We start from the raw sequence: 18,817 nt of genomic DNA, 5'->3' as shown, positions 1-18,817 counted from the left end.
TTTTCGTTGGGTCTCGGGCGAGCTCCTTGCCGCGCTTGCGAGAGACAAGGTCCGGTCTTCTTGCTAGGTTCCGTGGAATGAGCCTGTCCCTCCACCCCGATACACCTCGAGCCGGGACATTGCCGAGCGCGGCCCCAGGCGAGGTCGCCTCCGGCGACACTGCGGGGCGCGGAATCCGGACCCGGCTCTTCGCCAAATACGTCGCGCTTTTCGTGGCGGTCGTCGCCATTGCGCTGCTCGCCAATGGCCTGTTCGAGGTCTACTTCTACTATCGCGAGCACAAGGCCTCTCTGATTCGGGTCCAGCACGAGCAGGCCGAGGCGGCCGCTGCCAAGATCGGCCGGTTCGTCAAGGAGATCGAGAGCCAGCTCGGCTGGACCACGCAGCTGCCCTGGTCGGGCGGCTCGATCGAGCAGCGCCGGTTTGACGCGCTGCGCCTGTTGCGCCAGGTCCCTGCGATCACCGAGCTGGCCCAGGTGGATTCGACCGGCAAGGAGCGGCTGCGGGTCTCGCGGCTGGCGATGGACGCGCTCGACAGCGGGATCGACCTGTCGAGCGATCCGAAGTTCACCGAGGCGGTCGCGCGCAAGGTCTATTACGGGCCGGTCTATTTTCGCCGGGAGTCCGAGCCCTACATGACGCTGGCGCTTGCGGGCGCACGCAAGGATGCCGGCGTCAGCATCGCCGAGGTCAATCTCAAGCTGATCTGGGACGTCGTGTCCCAGATCAAGGTCGGCGAGCACGGCAACGCCTACGTGGTCGGCCCGGAGGGCCGCTTGATCGCGCATCCCGACATCAGTCTCGTGCTGCGCAACACCGACATGTCCGGCCTTGCGCAGGTACGCGCCGTGCAGGCCGGCGGCGCCATGCCTGACGTGCTTTCCGAGGCCCACAACATCCAGGGGCAGAAGGTGCTGACCGCATCGGCCCCGATCGAGCCGCTGCGCTGGACCATGTTCGTCGAGCTGCCGGTCGAGGAAGCCTATGCCGCGCTCTATGCTTCGCTGCAGCGCCTTGCAATCGTGCTGCTCGCGGCATCCATCTTCGCGGTGCTGGCCGGGATCTTCCTGGCGCGCCGCATGGTCGGGCCGATTCAGGCGCTGCGGAGCGGCGCGGAACGAATGGGCGGTGGTGATTTCTCCCAGCGCATCTCGATCAAGACCGGCGACGAGCTCGAAGGGCTCGCCGACCAGTTCAACGACATGGGCGCGCGCCTGCAGGAATCCTATGCGGACCTCGAGAACAAGGTCGAGAAGCGGACCGCCGAATTGCGGGAGTCGCTCGAGCAACAAACGGCGACGTCGGAGGTGCTCGAAGTCATTAGCTCCTCTCCGGGAGAGTTAGAGCCGGTGTTTCAGAAGATGTTGGAGAATGCTACCCGCGTCTGCGGTGCGAATTTCGGCACGATGAATCTGTGGGACGGCCAGAAATTCAACATCGTCACCGACTACAACATTCCGCCCGATTTCTCCGCCTTCCGTAAGCGGACTCCGATCTTCCCACATCCAGGAACGACGCTGGCTGCAATCATCGCGACGCATCAGCCCGCGCAGATCAATGACTTGAGGGAAAGTCCTGGGTACAAGGCCGGTGTTCCCTTTGTCGTCGGAATGGCCGACGTTGCCGGCGCCCGAACCCTTCTCTCCGTACCCATGCTGAAAGAGGATGATCTGATCGGCGCGATGACGATTTTTCGACAAGAGATTCGCGGCTTCACGGACAAACAAGTCGCGCTGGTGGAGAACTTTACCAAGCAAGCCGTCATCGCGATCGAGAATACGCGCCTGCTGAAGCAATTGCGCGAGCGTACGACCGAGCTATCGCAATCGCTCGACAATCTGCGCACCGCGCAGGACCGCCTGATTCAGACCGAGAAGCTCGCTTCCCTCGGCCAGCTCACCGCCGGCATCGCCCACGAGATTAAGAACCCGCTCAACTTCGTCAACAACTTCTCCGCGGTCTCGACCGAGCTGATCGACGAGCTCAACGAGATCCTGCAATCGGCCGCGCTCGACGGCAAGACGAAGGAGGAGGTCGATGAGCTGACCGGCATGCTCAGGGCCAATCTCGAGAAGGTGGTGCAGCACGGCAAGCGCGCCGATTCCATCGTCAGGAACATGCTGCTGCATTCGCGTCAGGGTTCCGGCGAGCATCGCGCCGTCGACATCAATGCGGTGGTCGAGGAGAGCCTCAATCTCGCCTATCACGGCGCGCGCGCCGAAAGGCCTGCCTTCAACGTCACGCTCCAGCGCGATTTCGACCCGGCTGCCGGCATGATCGACGTCTATCCGCAGGAGATCACGCGCGTCTTGCTGAACCTGATCTCGAACGGCTTCTATGCCGCGACCAAGCGCAAGGAGAGCGAGGGCGATGCATTCGAGCCCACCTTGCGCGCGGCAACGAAGAATCTCGGCGACAGGGTCCAGATCCGGATTCGCGACAACGGCACCGGGATTCCAGCCGAGGTGAAGGAAAAGATGTTCAATCCCTTCTTCACCACCAAGCCGGCCGGCGAGGGCACGGGACTCGGCCTTTCAATGAGCCACGACATCGTGGTGAAACAACACGGCGGCACGATCGACGTGGACACCACACAAGGTGTATTCACCGAGTTCATCATCACGCTGCCGCGGACGATGGCAGCGGGCGACACTTCCGGAGGAAAGTCTTGAACGTTTACATCCTGGTCGTCGATGACGAGCCCGACGTCGAGGCACTGTTTCGGCAGCGGTTCCGGCGCGACCTGCGCGCCGGCCGGTTTCAGATGGAGTTTGCCCTCTCGGCCCCCGAGGCGCTCGAGCGCGCCGCCGAAGTCCGTGATCCCTCGCTGATCCTGATCCTGTCGGACATCAACATGCCCGGCATGAGCGGGCTCGACATGCTGCCGAAGGTGCGTGCCGCGCATCCCGATGTTCCCGTCATCATGATCACGGCCTATGGCGATGCGGAGACGCGCCGCAAGGCGATCGAACGGGGCGCCGTCGGGCTCCTCACCAAGCCGATCGACTTTGCGCTGCTGCGGCAGGAGATCGATACGAGGCTCGAGCAAGCCGCATGACTGCGACCATCCTCTTCGTCGACGACGAGCCTGACCTCGAGGCGCTGATCCTGCAGAAATTCCGCAGGCAGATCCGCGATGGGCAGCTCGCGCTGATCTTCGCGCGCGACGGCCTGGAGGCGCTGGAAGCCCTGGAGCAGAATCCACACGTCGACATGGTGGTGTCCGATATCAACATGCCGCGGATGGACGGCCTCTCGCTGCTCGCGAAGCTCCAGGAGACCGAGGAGAAGAAGTCGACCATCATCGTCTCGGCCTATGGCGACATGAGCAACATCCGCACCGCCATGAACCGCGGTGCGTTCGACTTCCTGACCAAGCCGATCGACTTCGCCGACCTCGAAGCCACGATCGAGAAGACCGTCCGCCATGTGGAGATGCTGCGCGAGGTGCGGCGGCGCCAGATGGAAGCCGAGCGCGCCCATGCCTCGCTGTCGCGCTTCTTCTCGCCGGAGATTGCAAGGCGGCTGGCCGCGAACGTCGATGGCGACGGCATTGAGGTGCAGTGGCGCGATGTCGCCACCCTGTTCACCGATATTACAGGCTTCACCTCGCTGGTCGAGACCGCGCCTCCGCAGACCCTGGGCGAGCTCCTCAACGAATATGTCGGCGGCATGACCGAGATCGTCTTCGCCCATGAGGGGACGGTCGCCAAGATCATCGGCGATGCGATCCAGGTGCTGTTCAACGCCCCCGGCGACCAGCCGGACTATGCAACGCGCGCGGTCGCCTGTGCCCATGCTCTCGACGCCTGGGCGGAGGACTTTTCGGCGCGCTGGAAGGCAAGAGGCGTGAATTTCGGAGCTACCCGCATCGGTGCTCATGCCGGTCCGGCGCTGGTCGGAAATTTCGGCGGCAACCGCTTCTTCGACTACACGGCCTATGGCGACACCATCAACACGGCGGCCCGGCTGGAGGCGGCGAACAAGCACCTGGGAACGCGCATTTGCGTCAGCGCCAGCGTTGCGAAGGGGGCCGAGAACTTTCATGGTCGTCCCGTGGGCGACCTGATGCTGCGCGGACGCAGCGAGCCACTGCGTGCGTTCGAACCGCTGCCGCTGGCGAGGTTCGAGGCACCGGCGACGGCGCAATATGCCGAAGCTTTTGCCAAGATGGAGGCCGGCGACGCCGCGGCCATGCCGGCCTTCGCCGCGCTGGTCGGCATGCACGCCGACGATCCGCTGGCCGGATTTCACCTGAAGCGCCTGCTCAACGGCGCCAAGGGCACTCGCATGCAACTGGAATAGGAGTCCGTCATGACGCGCGAATTCTCGGCCGGCAACTATCGTTTCATCCCGTCCGTGTTCCAATATTCCGCCGGTGCTGCCGCGGATGAGGGCTACGAGATCGAGCGGGTCCGGTTCGACCGCCTGGTGCCGCTCGCGGAAGGGTTTGCGCTGGCCGCAAAGTTCATCCAGGAGGCGGGGCGTCCGCTGACGGCATTCTGCGCCTGCGAGCTGCGCTCGCCCGCGGCCTTCAGCGAGGAAGGCTTTCGCGCGTTCAACCTGCACTATGTGAAGACGCTGTCCGAATGGGGCATCTTCGACGGCACTACCAATCCGGTGGCGCGCAGCAATGTCTGCCCCGAGATCGATCCGCCGTCCGAACCGTCGTTCTATGCGTTCTCCTTCACGCGTCCGACGCGGTCAGATTTGCCGAGCTTCGTCATCGCCGGCGGCGCCGAGGCGCGCGAGGGCAGCGGCTCCTATGTCGAGCGCACGGTGCGCTACCGCGATCTCAGCCCGGAGGGGCTGCGCGAGAAGGTGCGCTTCACCACCACATCGCAGATGGAAAACCGGCTGGCGGCCTTCGGCTTCGGCTGGAAGGACACGACCGGCGTGCAGGCCTATTCCGTGCACGACTTCCACCACGCGCTGGTGGACGAGCTGGTCCGCCGCGGCGCGCTCCGCTCCGGGCTGACCTGGCATTTCGCCCGTCCGCCGGTGGTCGATCTGGAATTCGAGATGGATTGCCGCCGCGTGCTGCGGGAAGTGGTGATTTGAGGTCCTCACCAAGAGGAATAATCAGCGCTGCCTTGGGTCGAGTGCGTCGCGCAGCCCGTCGCCGAGCAGGTTCAACGACAGCACGACGAGGAAGATCGCAAGGCCCGGCCAGATTGCCATCCAGGGCGCCTGGGTCAGGAAGCGCTGTGCCGCGTTGAGCATGCTGCCCCAGGACGGCGCCGGCGGCTGCTGGCCGAGGCCGAGGAAGGAGAGGGCGGCCTCGGCGATGATGGCCGCAGCGATCGAGAGCGTCGCCTGCACCAGAAGCGAGGGGAGGATGTTCGGCAGGATGTGCAAGAGCGCGATCCGCCACGGCGGATTGCCGAGTGCGCGCGCGGCCTCGACATAGTCTTCGGCTTTGACGACGAGCACCTGGCCGCGGGTCAGGCGGATGAAGATCGGCGTCGCCGAGATGCCGATCGCAATCATGGCATTGCCGAGGCTCGGGCCGAGGAACGCGGCGAGCGCGATCGCCAGGATCAGGAACGGGCAGGCCAGCATCGCATCGGTGATGCGGCTGATCAGCGCGTCGGTGAAGCCGCCGCGGTAGCCGGCGAGGAGACCGAGCGGCACGCCGATGCCGAGCGCGATCGCGACCGAGATCACGCCTGCGAGCAGCGAGGCGCGCGCGCCGTAGACGACGCGGCTGAGGATGTCGCGGCCGAGCTCGTCGGTGCCGAACCAGTGGGCCGAGGTCGGCGGTTTGCGCACCAGGCTCCAGCTCGTCGCGATGGGATCATAGGGCACGATGAGCGGGGCGAGCACGGCAAGGGCGATGAATATCGTGAGCACGACGAGCCCGAACACCGCTGCCTTGCGCTTGAACAGCCGCCGACGCGCGCGGCGGGCCGGGCTATCCAGCTCGTCGGCTCGCGTGAGAGGGCTCGGCAGCGCGGCGTCGGTCATGGATCAGCCCCGGAGCCGCGGATTGACGAGGATGTAGGCGATGTCGGCCACCAGATTCAGCGTGATGTAGACCGTGGCCGTGACCAGGACGACGCCCTGAACCACGGCATAGTCGCGGTTGAACACGGCATCCACGATCAGCTTGCCGAAGCCGGGAATGGAGAAGATCTGCTCGGTCAGGACCGCGCCGGAGAGCAGCGTGCCGAGCTCGAGCGCGCCGAGCGTGATGACGGGCGTCAGCGCATTGCGCATGGCGTGCTTGAGGATCACCGTGCGCTCCAACAGTCCTTTGGCGCGCGCGGTGCGCACGTAGTCGCTTTCCAGCACTTGAAGCATGGCGCTGCGCGTATGCCGCATCAGGATCGCGGCGATCGCATTGCCGAGCACAAAGGCGGGCATGATGGTGACGGCCAGGCTCGCGCGCCAGTTCTCGGTGAGCGGCACGTAGCCGGAAGCCGGCAGCCATCCAAGCTCGATCGAGAACAGGAAGATCAGCATGATCCCGAGCCAGAAGTTCGGCGTCGAGATGCCCCACAGCGCAAAGAAATTGGCGCCATAGTCCCAGGCCGAACCTTTCTTCACGGCCGCGACGATGCCCGCGGGGATGCCGATCAGCAGCGCAATCAGGATCGCCATCGAGCCGAGCTGCAGCGTCACCGGCAGCTTCTGCGCGATCAGCTCGCGCACCGGCATCTTGTTGCGCAGCGACTCGCCGAAATCGCCCGAGAGCACGCCCTTGATCCAGTAGGCGTACTGCACCGGGACGGGCTGATCGAGCCGGTACTGGCGGCGGATCTGCTCGATCACGGCGGGATCGCGCTCCTCGCCCGCCATCACCAGCGCGGGGTCACCCGGCAGCAATTGCTGCAGCGAGAAGATCAGCACCGAGACGAAGAACAGCGTCGGCACGATCTGCACAAGGCGGCGAGCGAGGAAGTTCAGCATCCTCGCAGCGTCACTTCAGCTTGAGGCCGACAACGCGCACGAGGCCGTCCGGCATTTGCCTGTAGCCTTCGAGCTTGGTCGTGTGCGCGATGATGATGCGGCGGTGATAGAGGTAGAGCAGCGGCTCTTCCTCCTGGACCAGCTTGGCCAGCACCTCGTAGCTCGCCTTGCGCTTGGCGGGATCGGTGACCAGCCGCGCCTCCTCCAGCGCCTTGTCGGCCTGTGGATTGTTCCACCCACCATAGTTCTGGGGTGCGCCGTTGTGCAGGAACACGAAAGTGTTGCCGTCGGGATCGACGCGGCCGCTCCAGGCGAGCATGTAGGCCTGATAGTCGCCCGTCTCCGCCTGCTTCAACCCGGTTGCGAATTCGGTGAGGCGTATCTTCATGTCGAATCCGGCTTCCGCTGCCATCGACTGGATCACCTGCGCCGGTGTTTCGGTTTCCGCGCCCTTGGGCACCAGGAAGTCGACGTTGATCGGCGGAGTCACGCCGGCCTCCTTCAGCAGCGCCTTGGCCTTCTCGACGTTGCGGGGACGGATCGGAAGCGATTTCTGATAATAGGGATGATTAGGATTGACCCATTGATTGCCGACCTGAAACTCGCCGTTGAACACGACCTGATTGATCGCCTCGCGGTCGATGGCAAGATCGAGCGCCTGCCGCACCTTGGCCGATTGGCTGAGCGGGCCCTTGGCCTTGTCCTTGCCGATGTTGAGCGTGATGCCCTGATAGCCGAGTTCGATGGCGGTCGCGACCTTCAGCCGCGAGTCGGCGCGCACCTCCTTGAGATCGGTGGCGAGCACGCGCTCGATCAGATCGAGGCCGCCGGATTTCAGGTTTGCGAGCCGCACGGTGGCATCGACGATCGGCTGGAACACGATCTTGTCGATGAAGACGTTGTCCTTGTTCCAGTAGTCGGCGAATTTCTCGAACACGATGCGGTCCTGCTGTACGCGCTCGACGAACTTGTAAGGGCCGGCGCAGACCGGGCGGAGGCCGAACTTGTCGCCGGCCTCCTTGGCCGCCTTCGGCGACATCATCATGCCGGCGCGGTCGGTGAGCTGAGCGAGCAGGGGCGAGAACGGCGACTTCAACACCAGCTTGATCGTGAGGGGATCGACGATTTCGACGTGATCGACCGAGGCGAGCTCCGGCTTACGGAACGAGCCGGGGAACGTCAGATGCCGTTCCAGCGAGAATTTCGCGGCCTCGGCATCGAACGGCTCGCCGTCGTGGAATTTCACGCCGGGCCGCAGCTTGATGACCAGCGCCTTGCCGTCGTCGGCGGTTTCGCTCGAGAGCGCCAGCTGCGGCACGATGTTGAGCTTCTCGTCGATGTCGAACAGCTTGTCGCAGAAGGAGGAGAACACGATGCGGCCGACATAGGTGCGCGCCATCGTGGGGTCGAGGATATCGGGGTCCTCGGCGAGGCCGATGCGCAACGTGGTCTGGGCCTGCGCGGCCCCGATCAACACCAGCACAGCGGCGGCTGTTGCGGCCAGGCGAAACATCTTCATCGGTCAATCCCCATTGCTTCGGCTATTTCGTTGCGGACGCGGCGCACTGTATACCAACCCCGGCGGGGCTGCTGCCTTCCGTCTTTTGGCTGAAGGCCGCGACCAGTTTTGCAAGCGCCGGCGAAAACCCGCCGGCGGTGGGTAGAATGGCGTCGGCGGACGGCAGCTCCGCGGTGCGGTGACAGGCGGTGGCGTGGCCCGTGCGGTCGGCCAGAAGCGCAGGTGCCTCGCTGCGGCAGCGCTCGATCACGAAAGGGCAGCGGGTGTGAAAGCGGCAGCCGGCGGGCGGATTGAGCGCGCTCGGGATTTCGCCCTCCAGCAGCACCGTCGTTCGTTTCGCCTTCGGCTGCGGCAGCGGGATCGCCGACAGCAGTGCGCGGCTGTAGGGGTGGCGCGGCGCGGCGAACAGCGCGTCGGCTTCCGCGGTCTCGACGATCTGGCCAAGATTCATCACCGCGACGTGGTCTGCGATGTGCTTGACCACGGCAAGGTCGTGCGAGACGAAAATGTAGGCGAGGCCGAGCCGGTCCTGGAGCTCGCGCAGCAGATTGAGGATCTGCGAGCGGATCGAGACGTCGAGCGCCGAGACCGGCTCATCGCAGATGATGAGCTTCGGCTCGACCGCGAGCGCGCGGGCGATCGCGATGCGTTGGCGCTGGCCGCCGGAGAATTCATGCGGATAGCGCCGGGCGAGGCGCGGCTCCAGCCCGACCAGCCGCAGCAGTTCGGCAACGCGCTCGGCCCGCCGCACCGGCGGCACCAGATCGTGCAGCGCCAGCGGCTCGGTCAGGATCTGGCCGACCGTCATGCGCGGATTGAGCGAGGCGTAGGGATCCTGGAAGATGATTTGCGCCTCGCGGCGGAAGGCGCGCAAGGTCCCGGCGTCGAGCGCGAGCAGGTCGCGGCCGTCGAAGCGGATCGTGCCGGCATCCGGCTCGATCAGCCGCAGCACCAGGCGGCTGACGGTGGACTTGCCGCAGCCGGATTCGCCGACCAGGGCCAGCGTCTTGCCGGCCTCCAGCGAGAAGGACACGCCATCGACCGCCTTGACGTGCGCCAGCGCGCGGCCGAGCAGCGAGCGCTGAGCGACGAAATGCTTGACCAGGCCTTCGACTTCGAGGAGCGCCATCACGATACCAGCAATTCGAGCGGCGCGCGGATGCAGCGCGAGAGGTGGCCGTCGCTGACTTCGACCAGCGGCGGCGGCACCTTGGTGCAGGCGTCGAGCACGAAGGGGCAACGCGCGGCGAAGCGGCAGCCGGCGGGCGGCTGTGCCATGTTCGGCACCATGCCTTCGATCGTCGCAAGCTGCTCGGCGCGCTGGTCGAGCCGCGGGATCGAGCCGAGCAGGCCGACCGTGTAGGGATGCTGCGGCGCGGAGAACAACTCGTCGACCGGCGCCCGCTCGACGATCTCGCCGGCATACATCACCGCGACCTCGTCGCAGACCTCGGCGACGACGCCGAGATCGTGGGTGATCAGGATGATCGCGGCGCCACTCGCGGCCTTCAGCTCGCGCATCAGCTCCAGGATCTGCGCCTGCAGGGTGACGTCGAGTGCGGTGGTCGGCTCGTCCGCGATCAGCAGCCGCGGGTCGCAGGCGAGTGCCATCGCGATCATGACGCGCTGGCGCATGCCGCCGGAGAGCTTGTGCGGATAGTCGTCGATCCGACGCTCGGGCGAAGGGATATGGACGCGGCGCAACAGCTCGATCGCGCGCTCGCGCGCGCTCTTCCGCGAGCCGCCGCGGTGACGCAGGATCGTCTCGACGATCTGGTCGCCGATCGTAAAGCTCGGATTGAGCGAGGTCATCGGCTCCTGGAAGATCATCGCCAGCCGGTTGCCGCGCAGATCGTGCAACGTCTGGTCCGGCGTGGTCAGCAGGTCGAAACCGTCGAAGCGGATCGCGCCACTTATTTCCGCGCTCTGCTTCGGCAGCAGGCCCATGATCGCCAGCGACGTCACGCTCTTGCCACAGCCGGATTCCCCGACGAGACCGAGCGTCGCGCCATTGGCGACGCTGAGATCGACGCTGTCGACCGCGTGGGTGATACGGCCGTCGTCGCCATGAAAGCGGATACGTAGATCCTTGATCTCGATGAGGGGGCTGGCGCTCATGATCGTCTCGCGCGCGCCGCTTCGATGCTGGCGTCGATGACGCTGCGATCGGTGTTGCCGGCCGGGTTCTGCCGCGTCGGCATGGAGGCGCGGAAATGCACCCAGAGCTCGTGGCTGACGCGCTCGAGCCGTTCGAGCTCACCGAGCGGATCGGGATGGTCGTCGGCGCGAATGTCGAGGGCCGGCCATTCCTCCTCGCCGTGGATCACGAGCGCGGCCGATTGCTTGCCGCGCTTGTCGCCGCCGGCGGCTTCGCCGGCGCGCATCGCCGCGATTAGTCGACGAGGGAAGGGCAGACTGTCATTTGCGATATATGTCTTCGCGGTCTCGTCGAGCACGTCGGCCCCGGTGAGCATGTTGCCGGCGATCGAGAAGCCGCTGCCCGCGACGTGGCCGCACCAGTCAACGCAGTCGCGCCCGGTATACGCGGCGATTGCGCCGCTGGCATCCATGATATGGACCTGGCGGCTCTCGCGGCCGGCATCGGTCGCCAGCAGCGTGGCGAGCACGTCGTGCGCGTTGAGGCCCTCGCGCAACAGCTTGACGCCGTCGATGCCGTAATAGGGATTGACGAAGGCCTGCGTGGCGATCGCGCCGAGGCCGGCGGCGATGTAGGGCACGCGCGCGCCGACGGCGAAGAAGCGGGTCGCAACCGCGATGCCGAACTGGTTGGTGGCAGGGTCGCGCGCGATGATCGACCAGGTCATGTGCTGCCTTCAGCGCCCCGCCGCGTAGCCCTGCATGCCGCGCGGATTGGCGGCGGCACGGCGGCGGCGACCTACGCGTGAGGCCGCGGTGAGGCGGCCTTCGGACCAGTCGGGGCCGACCTCGACTATATGCCCGCGCTCGCGCAGGTTCTCGATCGTCGCCTTCGGCACGCGGTTCTCGACCACGAGCACGCCGGGACGTGCGGTGCGCGGCCAGAACGAGATCGGGAAATGCTCGGAATGCCAGGCTGGCGCGTCGATGGCTTCCTGGAGATTGAGGTTGCAATGGACATGGCGCAGGAAGAATTGCGTGATCCACTGGTCCTGCTGGTCGCCGCCGGGAGAGCCCCAGGCGAGGTAGGGCTCGCCGTCACGCAGCGCCATGGTTGGCGAGAGCGTCGTACGCGGTCGCTTCCCCGGCGCGAGCGAGCCCGGTTGGTTCTCCTCCAAATCGAACATTTGTGCGCGGCTGCCGAGGCAGAAGCCCAGCTCAGGAATGACAGGCGAAGATTGCAGCCAGCCCCCTGAAGGCGTCGAGGACACCATGTTGCCAGTCTTGTCGATGATATCGAAGTGCACCGTATCGCCGCGCACCTCGCCAAAGCGCCCGACGGTTGGTTCACCGGCGCCGAGTGCGCCAACTGCCTCGCGCTGCCCCTCAGCGCGGCGGAGCTTGACCACGCCGCCGAAGCCCTCGACCGCGCCGGGCCGGAGATCGAGCGAAGCCTTCTCGGTGACCAGCTTGCGGCGCTCGTCGTTATAGGCGTCCGAGAGCAGCGTCGCGATCGGGATCTCGCTGAATTTAGGATCGCCGTAGAATTTTTCACGGTCGGCAAAGGCGAGCTTGGCGCATTCGATCTGGAGATGGATGAACTCCGGCCCGGTCGGATCGAGGCCGTCGAGTGCAAAGCCCTTCAGCAGCGCGAGCTGCTGCAAGGTGACCGGACCCTGGCTCCAGACGCCGGCCTTGCAGACGGTGTAGCGGCCATAGTCGTAGGTGAGTGGCGCTTCGACAGTCGGCTGCCAGCGCGCCATGTCGTCTGCGGAGAGCACGCCGCGATGCGGCGAGCCGCTGACGTCCATCACCTCCTGGGTGCGGCAGAACTTGTCGATCGCCTCCGCGACGAAACCTTGCGACCAGGCTTTGCGGGCGCGCTCGATCTCGGCATCGCGGCCACCGCCGCCGCTTTCCGCCTCGCTCAGGATCCGGGCATAGGTCGCGGCCAGGGTCTTGTTGGTGAACAGCGTGCCCGGCTTCGGCACTTCGCCGTTTGGAAGGTAGACGGCGGCCGAGGTCGGCCAGTGATTGCGGAACAATTGCTCGACGGTCTGGATGGTGGCGCAGGCGCGCTCGACCAAGGGATAACCGTCGCGGGCGTAGGAGATCGCGGGCTCCAGCACGTCGCGCACGCGCATCGTTCCGTAGTCGCGCAGCAGCATCATCCAGGATTCGAAGGTGCCGGGAACGCAGGCGGCGAGCAGACCCGTGCCCGGCACCATGTCGAGGCCTTCGCTTCTGTAATGCGCGATGGTGGCCCGCGCCGGCGCCGGGCCCTGGCCGCAGATTACCTCGGTGCGGCCGCGCTTGACGTCATGCACGATGATGGGCACGTCGCCGCCGGGACCGTTCAGATGCGGCTCGACCACCTGGAGCGTGAAGGCGGTGGCAACGCCGGCATCGAAGGCATTGCCGCCCTTTTCCAGGATGGCCATGCCCACGGCAGTCGCAATCCAGTGCGTCGAGGCGACGACCCCGAACGTGCCCTCGATCTCGGGCCTCGTCGTGAACGGATCGGGATTGATATTACTGCCCATGGGACTTCACCACCTTATTTCCGGCGCGCGCAATTGATCACAGGGCCACCCCGCTTCCAAATGCGCAGGCTGCATGGCACGCGCGCGTCACGCCGGGACCGGCGCGGTGTTGACCGCATGGCAGGCGACGCCGTCGATTAGTTCCGGGGTTTCCTTGCGGCAGAGATCGAACGCCAGCGGACAGCGCGGATTGAAGGCGCAGCCGGAGGGCGGATTGATCGGGTTCGGAATCTCGCCCTTGACCGGAATGCGCTGGCGGCCGCTCATGTCAAGATCAGGCACGGCGCCCAGCAGCATCTTGGTGTAAGGCATGCGCGGATTGGCGAACAGCTCGCGTCCGTCCGCAATCTCGACGATACGGCCGAGATACATCACGCCGACGCGGCTCGCCATGTGGCGCACCACGGCGAGGTTGTGGCTGATGAACATGTAGGTCAGGCCGAACTTGTCCTGGAGGTCGCGCATCAGGTTCAGGATCTGCGCCTGCACGGAGACGTCGAGCGCCGAGGTCGGCTCGTCGCAGACGATGAATTCGGCGTCGGACGCGAGCGCGCGCGCGATCGCGATGCGTTGGCGTTGGCCGCCGGAGAATTCGTGCGGATATTTCAGCCGGTCGTCCGGATGCAGGCCGACGAGGCTGAGCAGCTCGCCGACGCGAGCCTGGATGTCGCGCTCGCCCTGGATCAGGTCGAAGGCACGGATCGGCTCGGAGATGATGGCATCGACCCGGAAGCGCGGGTTCAGGCTCGCATAGGGATCCTGGAAGATCATCTGGATGCGCCGGCGCAGCTTCCGCCGCGCTGGCGCCTGCCGCGGGTCGGTCATGGAGACGCCGTCGATCAGCACGTCGCCGGCGCTTGGCGGCAGCAGGCCGACGACCATGCGTGCCACCGTGGTCTTGCCGGAGCCGGACTCGCCGACCAGGGCAAACGTCTCGCCCTTCCTGATGTCGAAGGTAACGTGATCGACTGCCTTGAGATATTCGAGATGTCCGCCTTCAAGCACGCGGTTGAGCCAGGGTTTCGAGACGTCGAAGACGCGGCGCAGGTTTGTGGCCTGGACGAAGGGAGCACTCATGCCACGCTCTCCGCCGGCACGTCGTCATAGAGGTGGCAGGCCACCGATTGCGCGCCGCGCGGCAGCGGCTCCGGCCGATCGACACGGCAACGATCGAAGGCGAAGGCGCAGCGCGGATTGAACGAGCAGCCGCGCGGGATCGCCGACAGGCGCGGCATCGAGCCCGGGATCTGCACCAGGCGCTTGTCCTCGCCCGCAAGCGTCGGGATCGCGCCCATCAGGCCCTTGGCATAAGGATGCAGCGGATTCTTCACGACGTCCTGCACCGGGCCGATCTCGGCGACGCGGCCGGCATACATCACCGCGACGCGGTCGGAGGTTTCCGCGATCACGCCCATGTCGTGCGTCACCAGCATCACCGCGGTGCCGTGGTCGCGGCCGAGGCGCTTGATCAACGAGATGATCTGCGCCTGCACGGAGACGTCGAGCGCGGTGGTCGGCTCGTCCGCGATGATCAGCTCGGGCTCGGCACAGATTGCGAGCGCGATCACGACGCGCTGGCGCATGCCACCGGAAAACTCGTGGGGATAGCCGTCGATGCGCTTTTCCGGCGCGGGAATGCCGACTTCGGCGAGCAGATCGATGGCGCGGCGGCGGGCGGCCGACTCGGACAGATTGAGGTGGGTGCGGATCGTCTCCACGATCTGGTCGCCGACCTTGTAGAGCGGATTCAGCGATGTCAGCGGATCCTGGAAGATCATGCCGATGCGCTTGCCCCTGATGCGGCGCATCTCCTCCGGCGGCAGATTGTCGATGCGCAGGCCCGCGAGACGAATCTCGCCGCCGGCAATACGGCCGGGCGGATCGATCAGGCCGATCACCGCGAGGCCGGTGACGGACTTGCCGGCTCCGGACTCGCCGACGACGCCGAGCACCTCGCCCTTGGCGATGTCGAAGGAGACGCCGTCGATGGCGCGCAGCGTGCCGCGGCGGGAGGCAAACTCCACGTGAAGATCGCGCACGGAAAGGACGGGTTCGGTCATGGACGAGGCGTATTCATCGAAGCTTCGGATTGAGCGCGTCGCGCAGCCAGTCGCCGAGCAGATTGATCGACAGGATCAGCGCCGCGAGCGCGAGCCCCGGGAAGGCAACGATCCACCATTCGCCGGCGAACAGATAATTGTTGCCGATGCGGATCAGCGTGCCGAGCGATGGCATGGTGTCGGGCAGACCGACGCCGAGGAAGGACAGCGTCGCCTCGGTGATGATGGCGAGCGCGAGGTTGATGGTGGCGATGACCAGAATCGGGCCCATCGTGTTCGGCAGAACGTGCCGCAGCATGATCTTCGGCGCCGGCAGGCCGATCAGCTGTGCGGCGGCGACGTAGTCCTTGTTCTTCTCGACCATCACGGAGCTGCGCACCGTCCGGGCATAGCCGACCCAGAAGCTCAGGCCGATCGAGATCACCAGCACCACCAGCATGCTGGTGGCGTCCAGTCGGTTGCCGAGGATCGACTTCGCGATGCCGTTGACCAGCAGCGCGATCAGGATCGCAGGGAAGGTCAGCTGCACGTCGGCGATCCGCATGATCACCCCGTCGACTGCCCCGCCGAAATAGCCGGCGATCAGGCCGAGGGCGATGCCGAGCGCGCCGGCGAAGATCACGCCGGCGACGCCCACGGCGAGCGAGATGCGCATGCCGTAGAGAATGGCGGAGAACACGTCGCGGCCTTGCTCGTCGGTGCCGAGCAGGAACGGGCTCTGGCCGTCCGCAGTCCACAGCGGTGAAATCCGCGAATTCATCAATTGCAGCTGTGCCGGATCGAACGGGTTCTGCACCGCGAGCACGGATGCAAAGATCGCAAGCAGGAAGAACAGGACCGTGATGGCCGCAGCCACCATGGTGAGCTTGGAACGGCGGAACGAATAGAACAAGTCGCTGTCGAGCATGCGGCTGAACCAGCCATGGGCGGCCTGCACCGGCTGCGCGCTCTGCTTGTCGGAATTAGAGACGACTGCGTCGGACATGCGGGCTGCCCTATGCGGCGCGACCGACGGTCGAGCGCAGGCGCGGATCGACCACCGTGTAGAGAATGTCGACCACCAGATTGATGGTGACGAAGATCAGTGAAACCATCAGCAGGTAGGCGGCCATGATCGGAATGTCGACGTTTTGCACGGCCTGGACGAACAGAAGCCCCATGCCCGGCCATTGGAACACGGTTTCGGTGATGATCGAAAATGCAATAACCGAGCCAAACTGAAGCCCTGCCACGGTGATCACCGGAATCAGCGTGTTTTTCAGCGCGTGGCCGAAATGGATCGCACGCGTGGTTAGCCCCCTCGCGCGGGCGAAGCGGATATAGTCGGTCCGCAACACTTCCAGCATCTCCGCGCGCACCAGCCGCATGATCAGGGTCATTTGGAACAGACCGAGCGTGATCGAAGGCATGATCAGCGCCTTCAGTCCCGACACCGTGAGCAGGCCCGTCGTCCACCAGCCGAGCTTGACCACCTCACCGCGGCCGAACGAGGGCAACCAGCCCAATGTCACTGCGAACAGGTAGATCAGGAGAATGCCGATCAGGAAGGTCGGCAGCGAGATGCCGATCAGCGAGACCGCCTGGAATAGTTTGGCCAGCGCGGTATCGCGCTTGAGCGCCGAATAGACGCCCATCAGGATGCCGAACACCATTGCAAACACGGTCGCACAGATCGCAAGTTCCAGCGTCGCGGGCATGCGCTCCATCAACAGCGTCGCGACCGGCTGGCGGAACTGGTAGGAGACGCCGAACTTGAACTGCGCCGCATCGGCGAAATAGCGCACGAACTGCACCGGCACGGGGTCATCGAGGCCGAGCGACTTGCGCACGATCGCGCGTTCGGCGGCCGAGGTGTCGATCGAGACGATCTGGTTGACGGGGTCGCCGGCGAAGCGGAACATCGAGAACGCGATGATGCCGACGGCGAACATGACGCCGATGGCCTGAACGGCGCGGCGAAGCGTGAAAGCGAGCATGCCTTCCACTGTCCTTGGGTGAGCGTACGGTCGACGTCCTTGTCGGCCGGAAAAGGAAAGGTCCCGGAGGCGGATGCCGCCGGGACCTCGCGTTCAGTCGATCCTATTCCTTCTTGGTTGCCCAGTGGAACATGACGAGATTGTCGGCCCGCTGCGGCAGATTAACCTTCTTCGATACGCCCCAGGCCAGCGCCTGCTGGTGCAGCGGAATGTAGGCCCAGTCCTTTATGCTGATTTCGTAGGCCTGTTTGATCAGCTGGTTGCGCTTGGCGGTGTCGGCTTCGACCAGCACCTTGTCGGTGATGGCGTCGAACTCCTTGTTGCAATAGCCGCCGAGATTGGCCTCGCCGCGCGAGGATTTCGCATCGTCGCGGCAGCCCATGATGTCATAGAGCACGTTGTGGGAGTCCATCGTGCTCGGGGTCCAGCCCAGCAGGTAGAACGAAGTCTGGTAGCCGCCCTGCTTCAACACCTTGGCGAAGTACTGCGCCTTCGGCTGCGCCAGAAGATTGATCTTGACGCCGATGCGGGCGAGCATGCCGACCACGGCCTGGCAGATCGCGGCATCGTTGACGTAGCGGTCGTTCGGGCAGTCCATGGTGACCTCGAAGCCATCGGGGTAACCGGCTTCGGTCAGGAGCTTCTTAGCGCCGTCGGGATCGAATTTCGGCCGCGTGAACTCCTTGGACAGCACGAACAGTTCCGGTGCGATCATCAGCGCCGACGGCGTCGACAGCCCGCGCATCACGCGCGTCTTGATCAGCTCGATATCGATCGCCTTGTAGAAGGCCTCGCGGACGCGGACGTCCTTGAACGGGTTCTTGCCCTTGATGTTGGAGTAGAGCAGCTCGTCACGCATCTGGTCAAAGCCGAGGAAGATGGTACGCAGCTCCGGTCCCTTCAGCACCTGGGCGTTCGGGCTGGAATCGACGCGGGAGATGTCCTGGATCGGAACCGGCTCGATGACGTCGACTTCGCCCGAGAGCAGGGCGGCGACGCGGGTGGCGTCGGAAGCGATCGGGGTGAAGATGATCTCCTTGAGATTGCCCTCGACCTTGCCCCAGTAATTGGGATTGGCCTTGAACACCGTCTTCACGCCGGGCTGATGGCTTTCAATGATGAAGGGACCGGTGCCGTTCTCGTTCAGTGAGGCATAGCTCGGCGTGGTCGCCGCCACCGGCGTCGGATCGACGACGTTGTTCTCCTCGGCCCATTTCTTGTTCATGATGTACCAGACATCCCACGCGTTATGCAGAATGGGATTTGGCGAGGGCAGGACGAAGTCGACGGTATAGTCATCGACCTTGACCACCTTGACGTCCGGCGCAAGGCGAGTCTGCATGTTCGACCCCTTCTTGCGGACGCGATCGGCCGAGAACACCACGTCGTCGGCGGTGAAGGGGTTGCCGTTGTGGAATTTCACGCCCTTGCGCAAATGGAAGCGCCAGCGCGTCGGCTCTGGGGTTTCCCAGCTTTCCGCCAGCGCCGGAATGATCTTGAGGTCCTTGTCGCGCGCCGTGAGGCCCTGATAGACGTGGCCGAGATGAGCGTGGGTGGTGCTCTCGTTCAGGGTATAGGGATCGAGCGACTTCAGGTCACCCTGGTTGGCATAACGTAGCGTCTGGCTCGATGCTGGCGAGACCGCCAACGCGAGCGTACCGGCGAGTGTCGCCGCAAACAGACTTTGACCGACTGACATTCTTGACCCTC

At 65.1% G+C, this 18,817-nt stretch carries 16 protein-coding genes; 4 read left to right on the top strand and 12 right to left on the bottom strand.

Annotated elements, in window-relative coordinates:
• The first annotated feature begins 77 nt into the window (after positions 1-77).
• From I6F17_RS00430 to I6F17_RS00415, 4 genes are read left to right on the top strand one after another with little or no spacing between them, the layout of a single operon-like run.
• Positions 78-2,672 (top strand): ATP-binding protein, encoded by a 2,595-nt coding sequence (locus I6F17_RS00430; protein ID WP_225129383.1) that lies wholly within the window; start codon positions 78-80, stop codon positions 2,670-2,672.
• Entirely contained in the window at positions 2,669-3,058 is a 390-nt protein-coding gene (locus tag I6F17_RS00425) for a response regulator (protein ID WP_225129385.1), read from the top strand. The genes I6F17_RS00430 and I6F17_RS00425 overlap by 4 nt, the downstream gene beginning before the upstream one ends.
• Positions 3,055-4,305 carry an adenylate/guanylate cyclase domain-containing protein gene (locus I6F17_RS00420; RefSeq protein ID WP_036043113.1) on the top strand — a complete coding sequence of 417 codons (1,251 nt, stop codon included), beginning with the start codon at positions 3,055-3,057 and terminating at the stop codon, positions 4,303-4,305. The genes I6F17_RS00425 and I6F17_RS00420 overlap by 4 nt, the downstream gene beginning before the upstream one ends.
• A 9-nt stretch (positions 4,306-4,314) precedes the next feature.
• Positions 4,315-5,061 carry a hypothetical protein gene (locus I6F17_RS00415; protein WP_225129387.1) on the top strand — a complete coding sequence of 249 codons (747 nt, stop codon included), beginning with the start codon at positions 4,315-4,317 and terminating at the stop codon, positions 5,059-5,061.
• A 21-nt stretch (positions 5,062-5,082) separates the two neighbouring features.
• Here I6F17_RS00415 and I6F17_RS00410 read toward each other — a convergent pair whose 3' ends face one another.
• The 12 genes from I6F17_RS00410 to I6F17_RS00355 form a co-directional block, all read right to left on the bottom strand.
• Positions 5,083-5,967, bottom strand: coding sequence for an ABC transporter permease (locus I6F17_RS00410; RefSeq protein WP_225129388.1), 885 nt, complete (start codon positions 5,965-5,967; stop codon positions 5,083-5,085).
• Positions 5,968-5,970: 3 nt separating this feature from the next.
• A complete protein-coding gene (locus I6F17_RS00405; RefSeq protein WP_036004743.1) occupies positions 5,971-6,912 on the bottom strand; it encodes an ABC transporter permease in 942 nt (313 codons plus the stop codon).
• A 10-nt stretch (positions 6,913-6,922) separates the two neighbouring features.
• Positions 6,923-8,431, bottom strand: a complete 1,509-nt coding sequence (locus I6F17_RS00400) for an ABC transporter substrate-binding protein (RefSeq protein ID WP_225129390.1) — start codon at positions 8,429-8,431, stop codon at positions 6,923-6,925.
• Positions 8,432-8,453: 22 nt separating this feature from the next.
• A complete protein-coding gene (locus I6F17_RS00395; RefSeq protein WP_225129392.1) occupies positions 8,454-9,560 on the bottom strand; it encodes a dipeptide ABC transporter ATP-binding protein in 1,107 nt (368 codons plus the stop codon).
• The gene (locus I6F17_RS00390; RefSeq protein ID WP_225129394.1) at positions 9,560-10,549 is read right to left on the bottom strand and encodes an ABC transporter ATP-binding protein; all 990 of its coding nucleotides are present in this window, start codon (positions 10,547-10,549) and stop codon (positions 9,560-9,562) included. Before I6F17_RS00390 ends, I6F17_RS00395 begins: the two co-directional genes overlap by 1 nt.
• Entirely contained in the window at positions 10,546-11,256 is a 711-nt protein-coding gene (locus I6F17_RS00385) for a DUF1028 domain-containing protein (protein ID WP_225129396.1), read from the bottom strand. The genes I6F17_RS00390 and I6F17_RS00385 overlap by 4 nt, the downstream gene beginning before the upstream one ends.
• 9 nt (positions 11,257-11,265) lie before the next feature.
• Positions 11,266-13,071, bottom strand: coding sequence for a gamma-glutamyltransferase family protein (locus I6F17_RS00380; RefSeq protein ID WP_225129398.1), 1,806 nt, complete (start codon positions 13,069-13,071; stop codon positions 11,266-11,268).
• Positions 13,072-13,158: 87 nt separating this feature from the next.
• Positions 13,159-14,148 carry an oligopeptide/dipeptide ABC transporter ATP-binding protein gene (locus tag I6F17_RS00375; RefSeq protein WP_225129400.1) on the bottom strand — a complete coding sequence of 330 codons (990 nt, stop codon included), beginning with the start codon at positions 14,146-14,148 and terminating at the stop codon, positions 13,159-13,161.
• Positions 14,145-15,131, bottom strand: coding sequence for an ABC transporter ATP-binding protein (locus tag I6F17_RS00370; protein ID WP_225129402.1), 987 nt, complete (start codon positions 15,129-15,131; stop codon positions 14,145-14,147). The genes I6F17_RS00375 and I6F17_RS00370 overlap by 4 nt, the downstream gene beginning before the upstream one ends.
• Before the next feature lie 13 nt (positions 15,132-15,144).
• Complete coding sequence (locus I6F17_RS00365) at positions 15,145-16,116, bottom strand: ABC transporter permease (protein WP_225129404.1); 972 nt, start codon at positions 16,114-16,116, stop codon at positions 15,145-15,147.
• 10 nt (positions 16,117-16,126) lie between these two features.
• Positions 16,127-17,107 (bottom strand): ABC transporter permease, encoded by a 981-nt coding sequence (locus I6F17_RS00360; RefSeq protein ID WP_225129406.1) that lies wholly within the window; start codon positions 17,105-17,107, stop codon positions 16,127-16,129.
• 103 nt (positions 17,108-17,210) lie between these two features.
• Positions 17,211-18,806, bottom strand: a complete 1,596-nt coding sequence (locus tag I6F17_RS00355) for an ABC transporter substrate-binding protein (RefSeq protein ID WP_225129409.1) — start codon at positions 18,804-18,806, stop codon at positions 17,211-17,213.
• Positions 18,807-18,817 lie beyond the last annotated feature (11 nt).

It is taken from the genome of Bradyrhizobium sp. NBAIM18, assembly GCF_020193825.1.
GTDB classification, from domain to species: Bacteria; Pseudomonadota; Alphaproteobacteria; order Rhizobiales; family Xanthobacteraceae; genus Bradyrhizobium; species Bradyrhizobium yuanmingense.
Note: the sequence above shows the minus strand (reverse complement) of the source record. Positions and strands in the feature narration are given on the sequence as shown.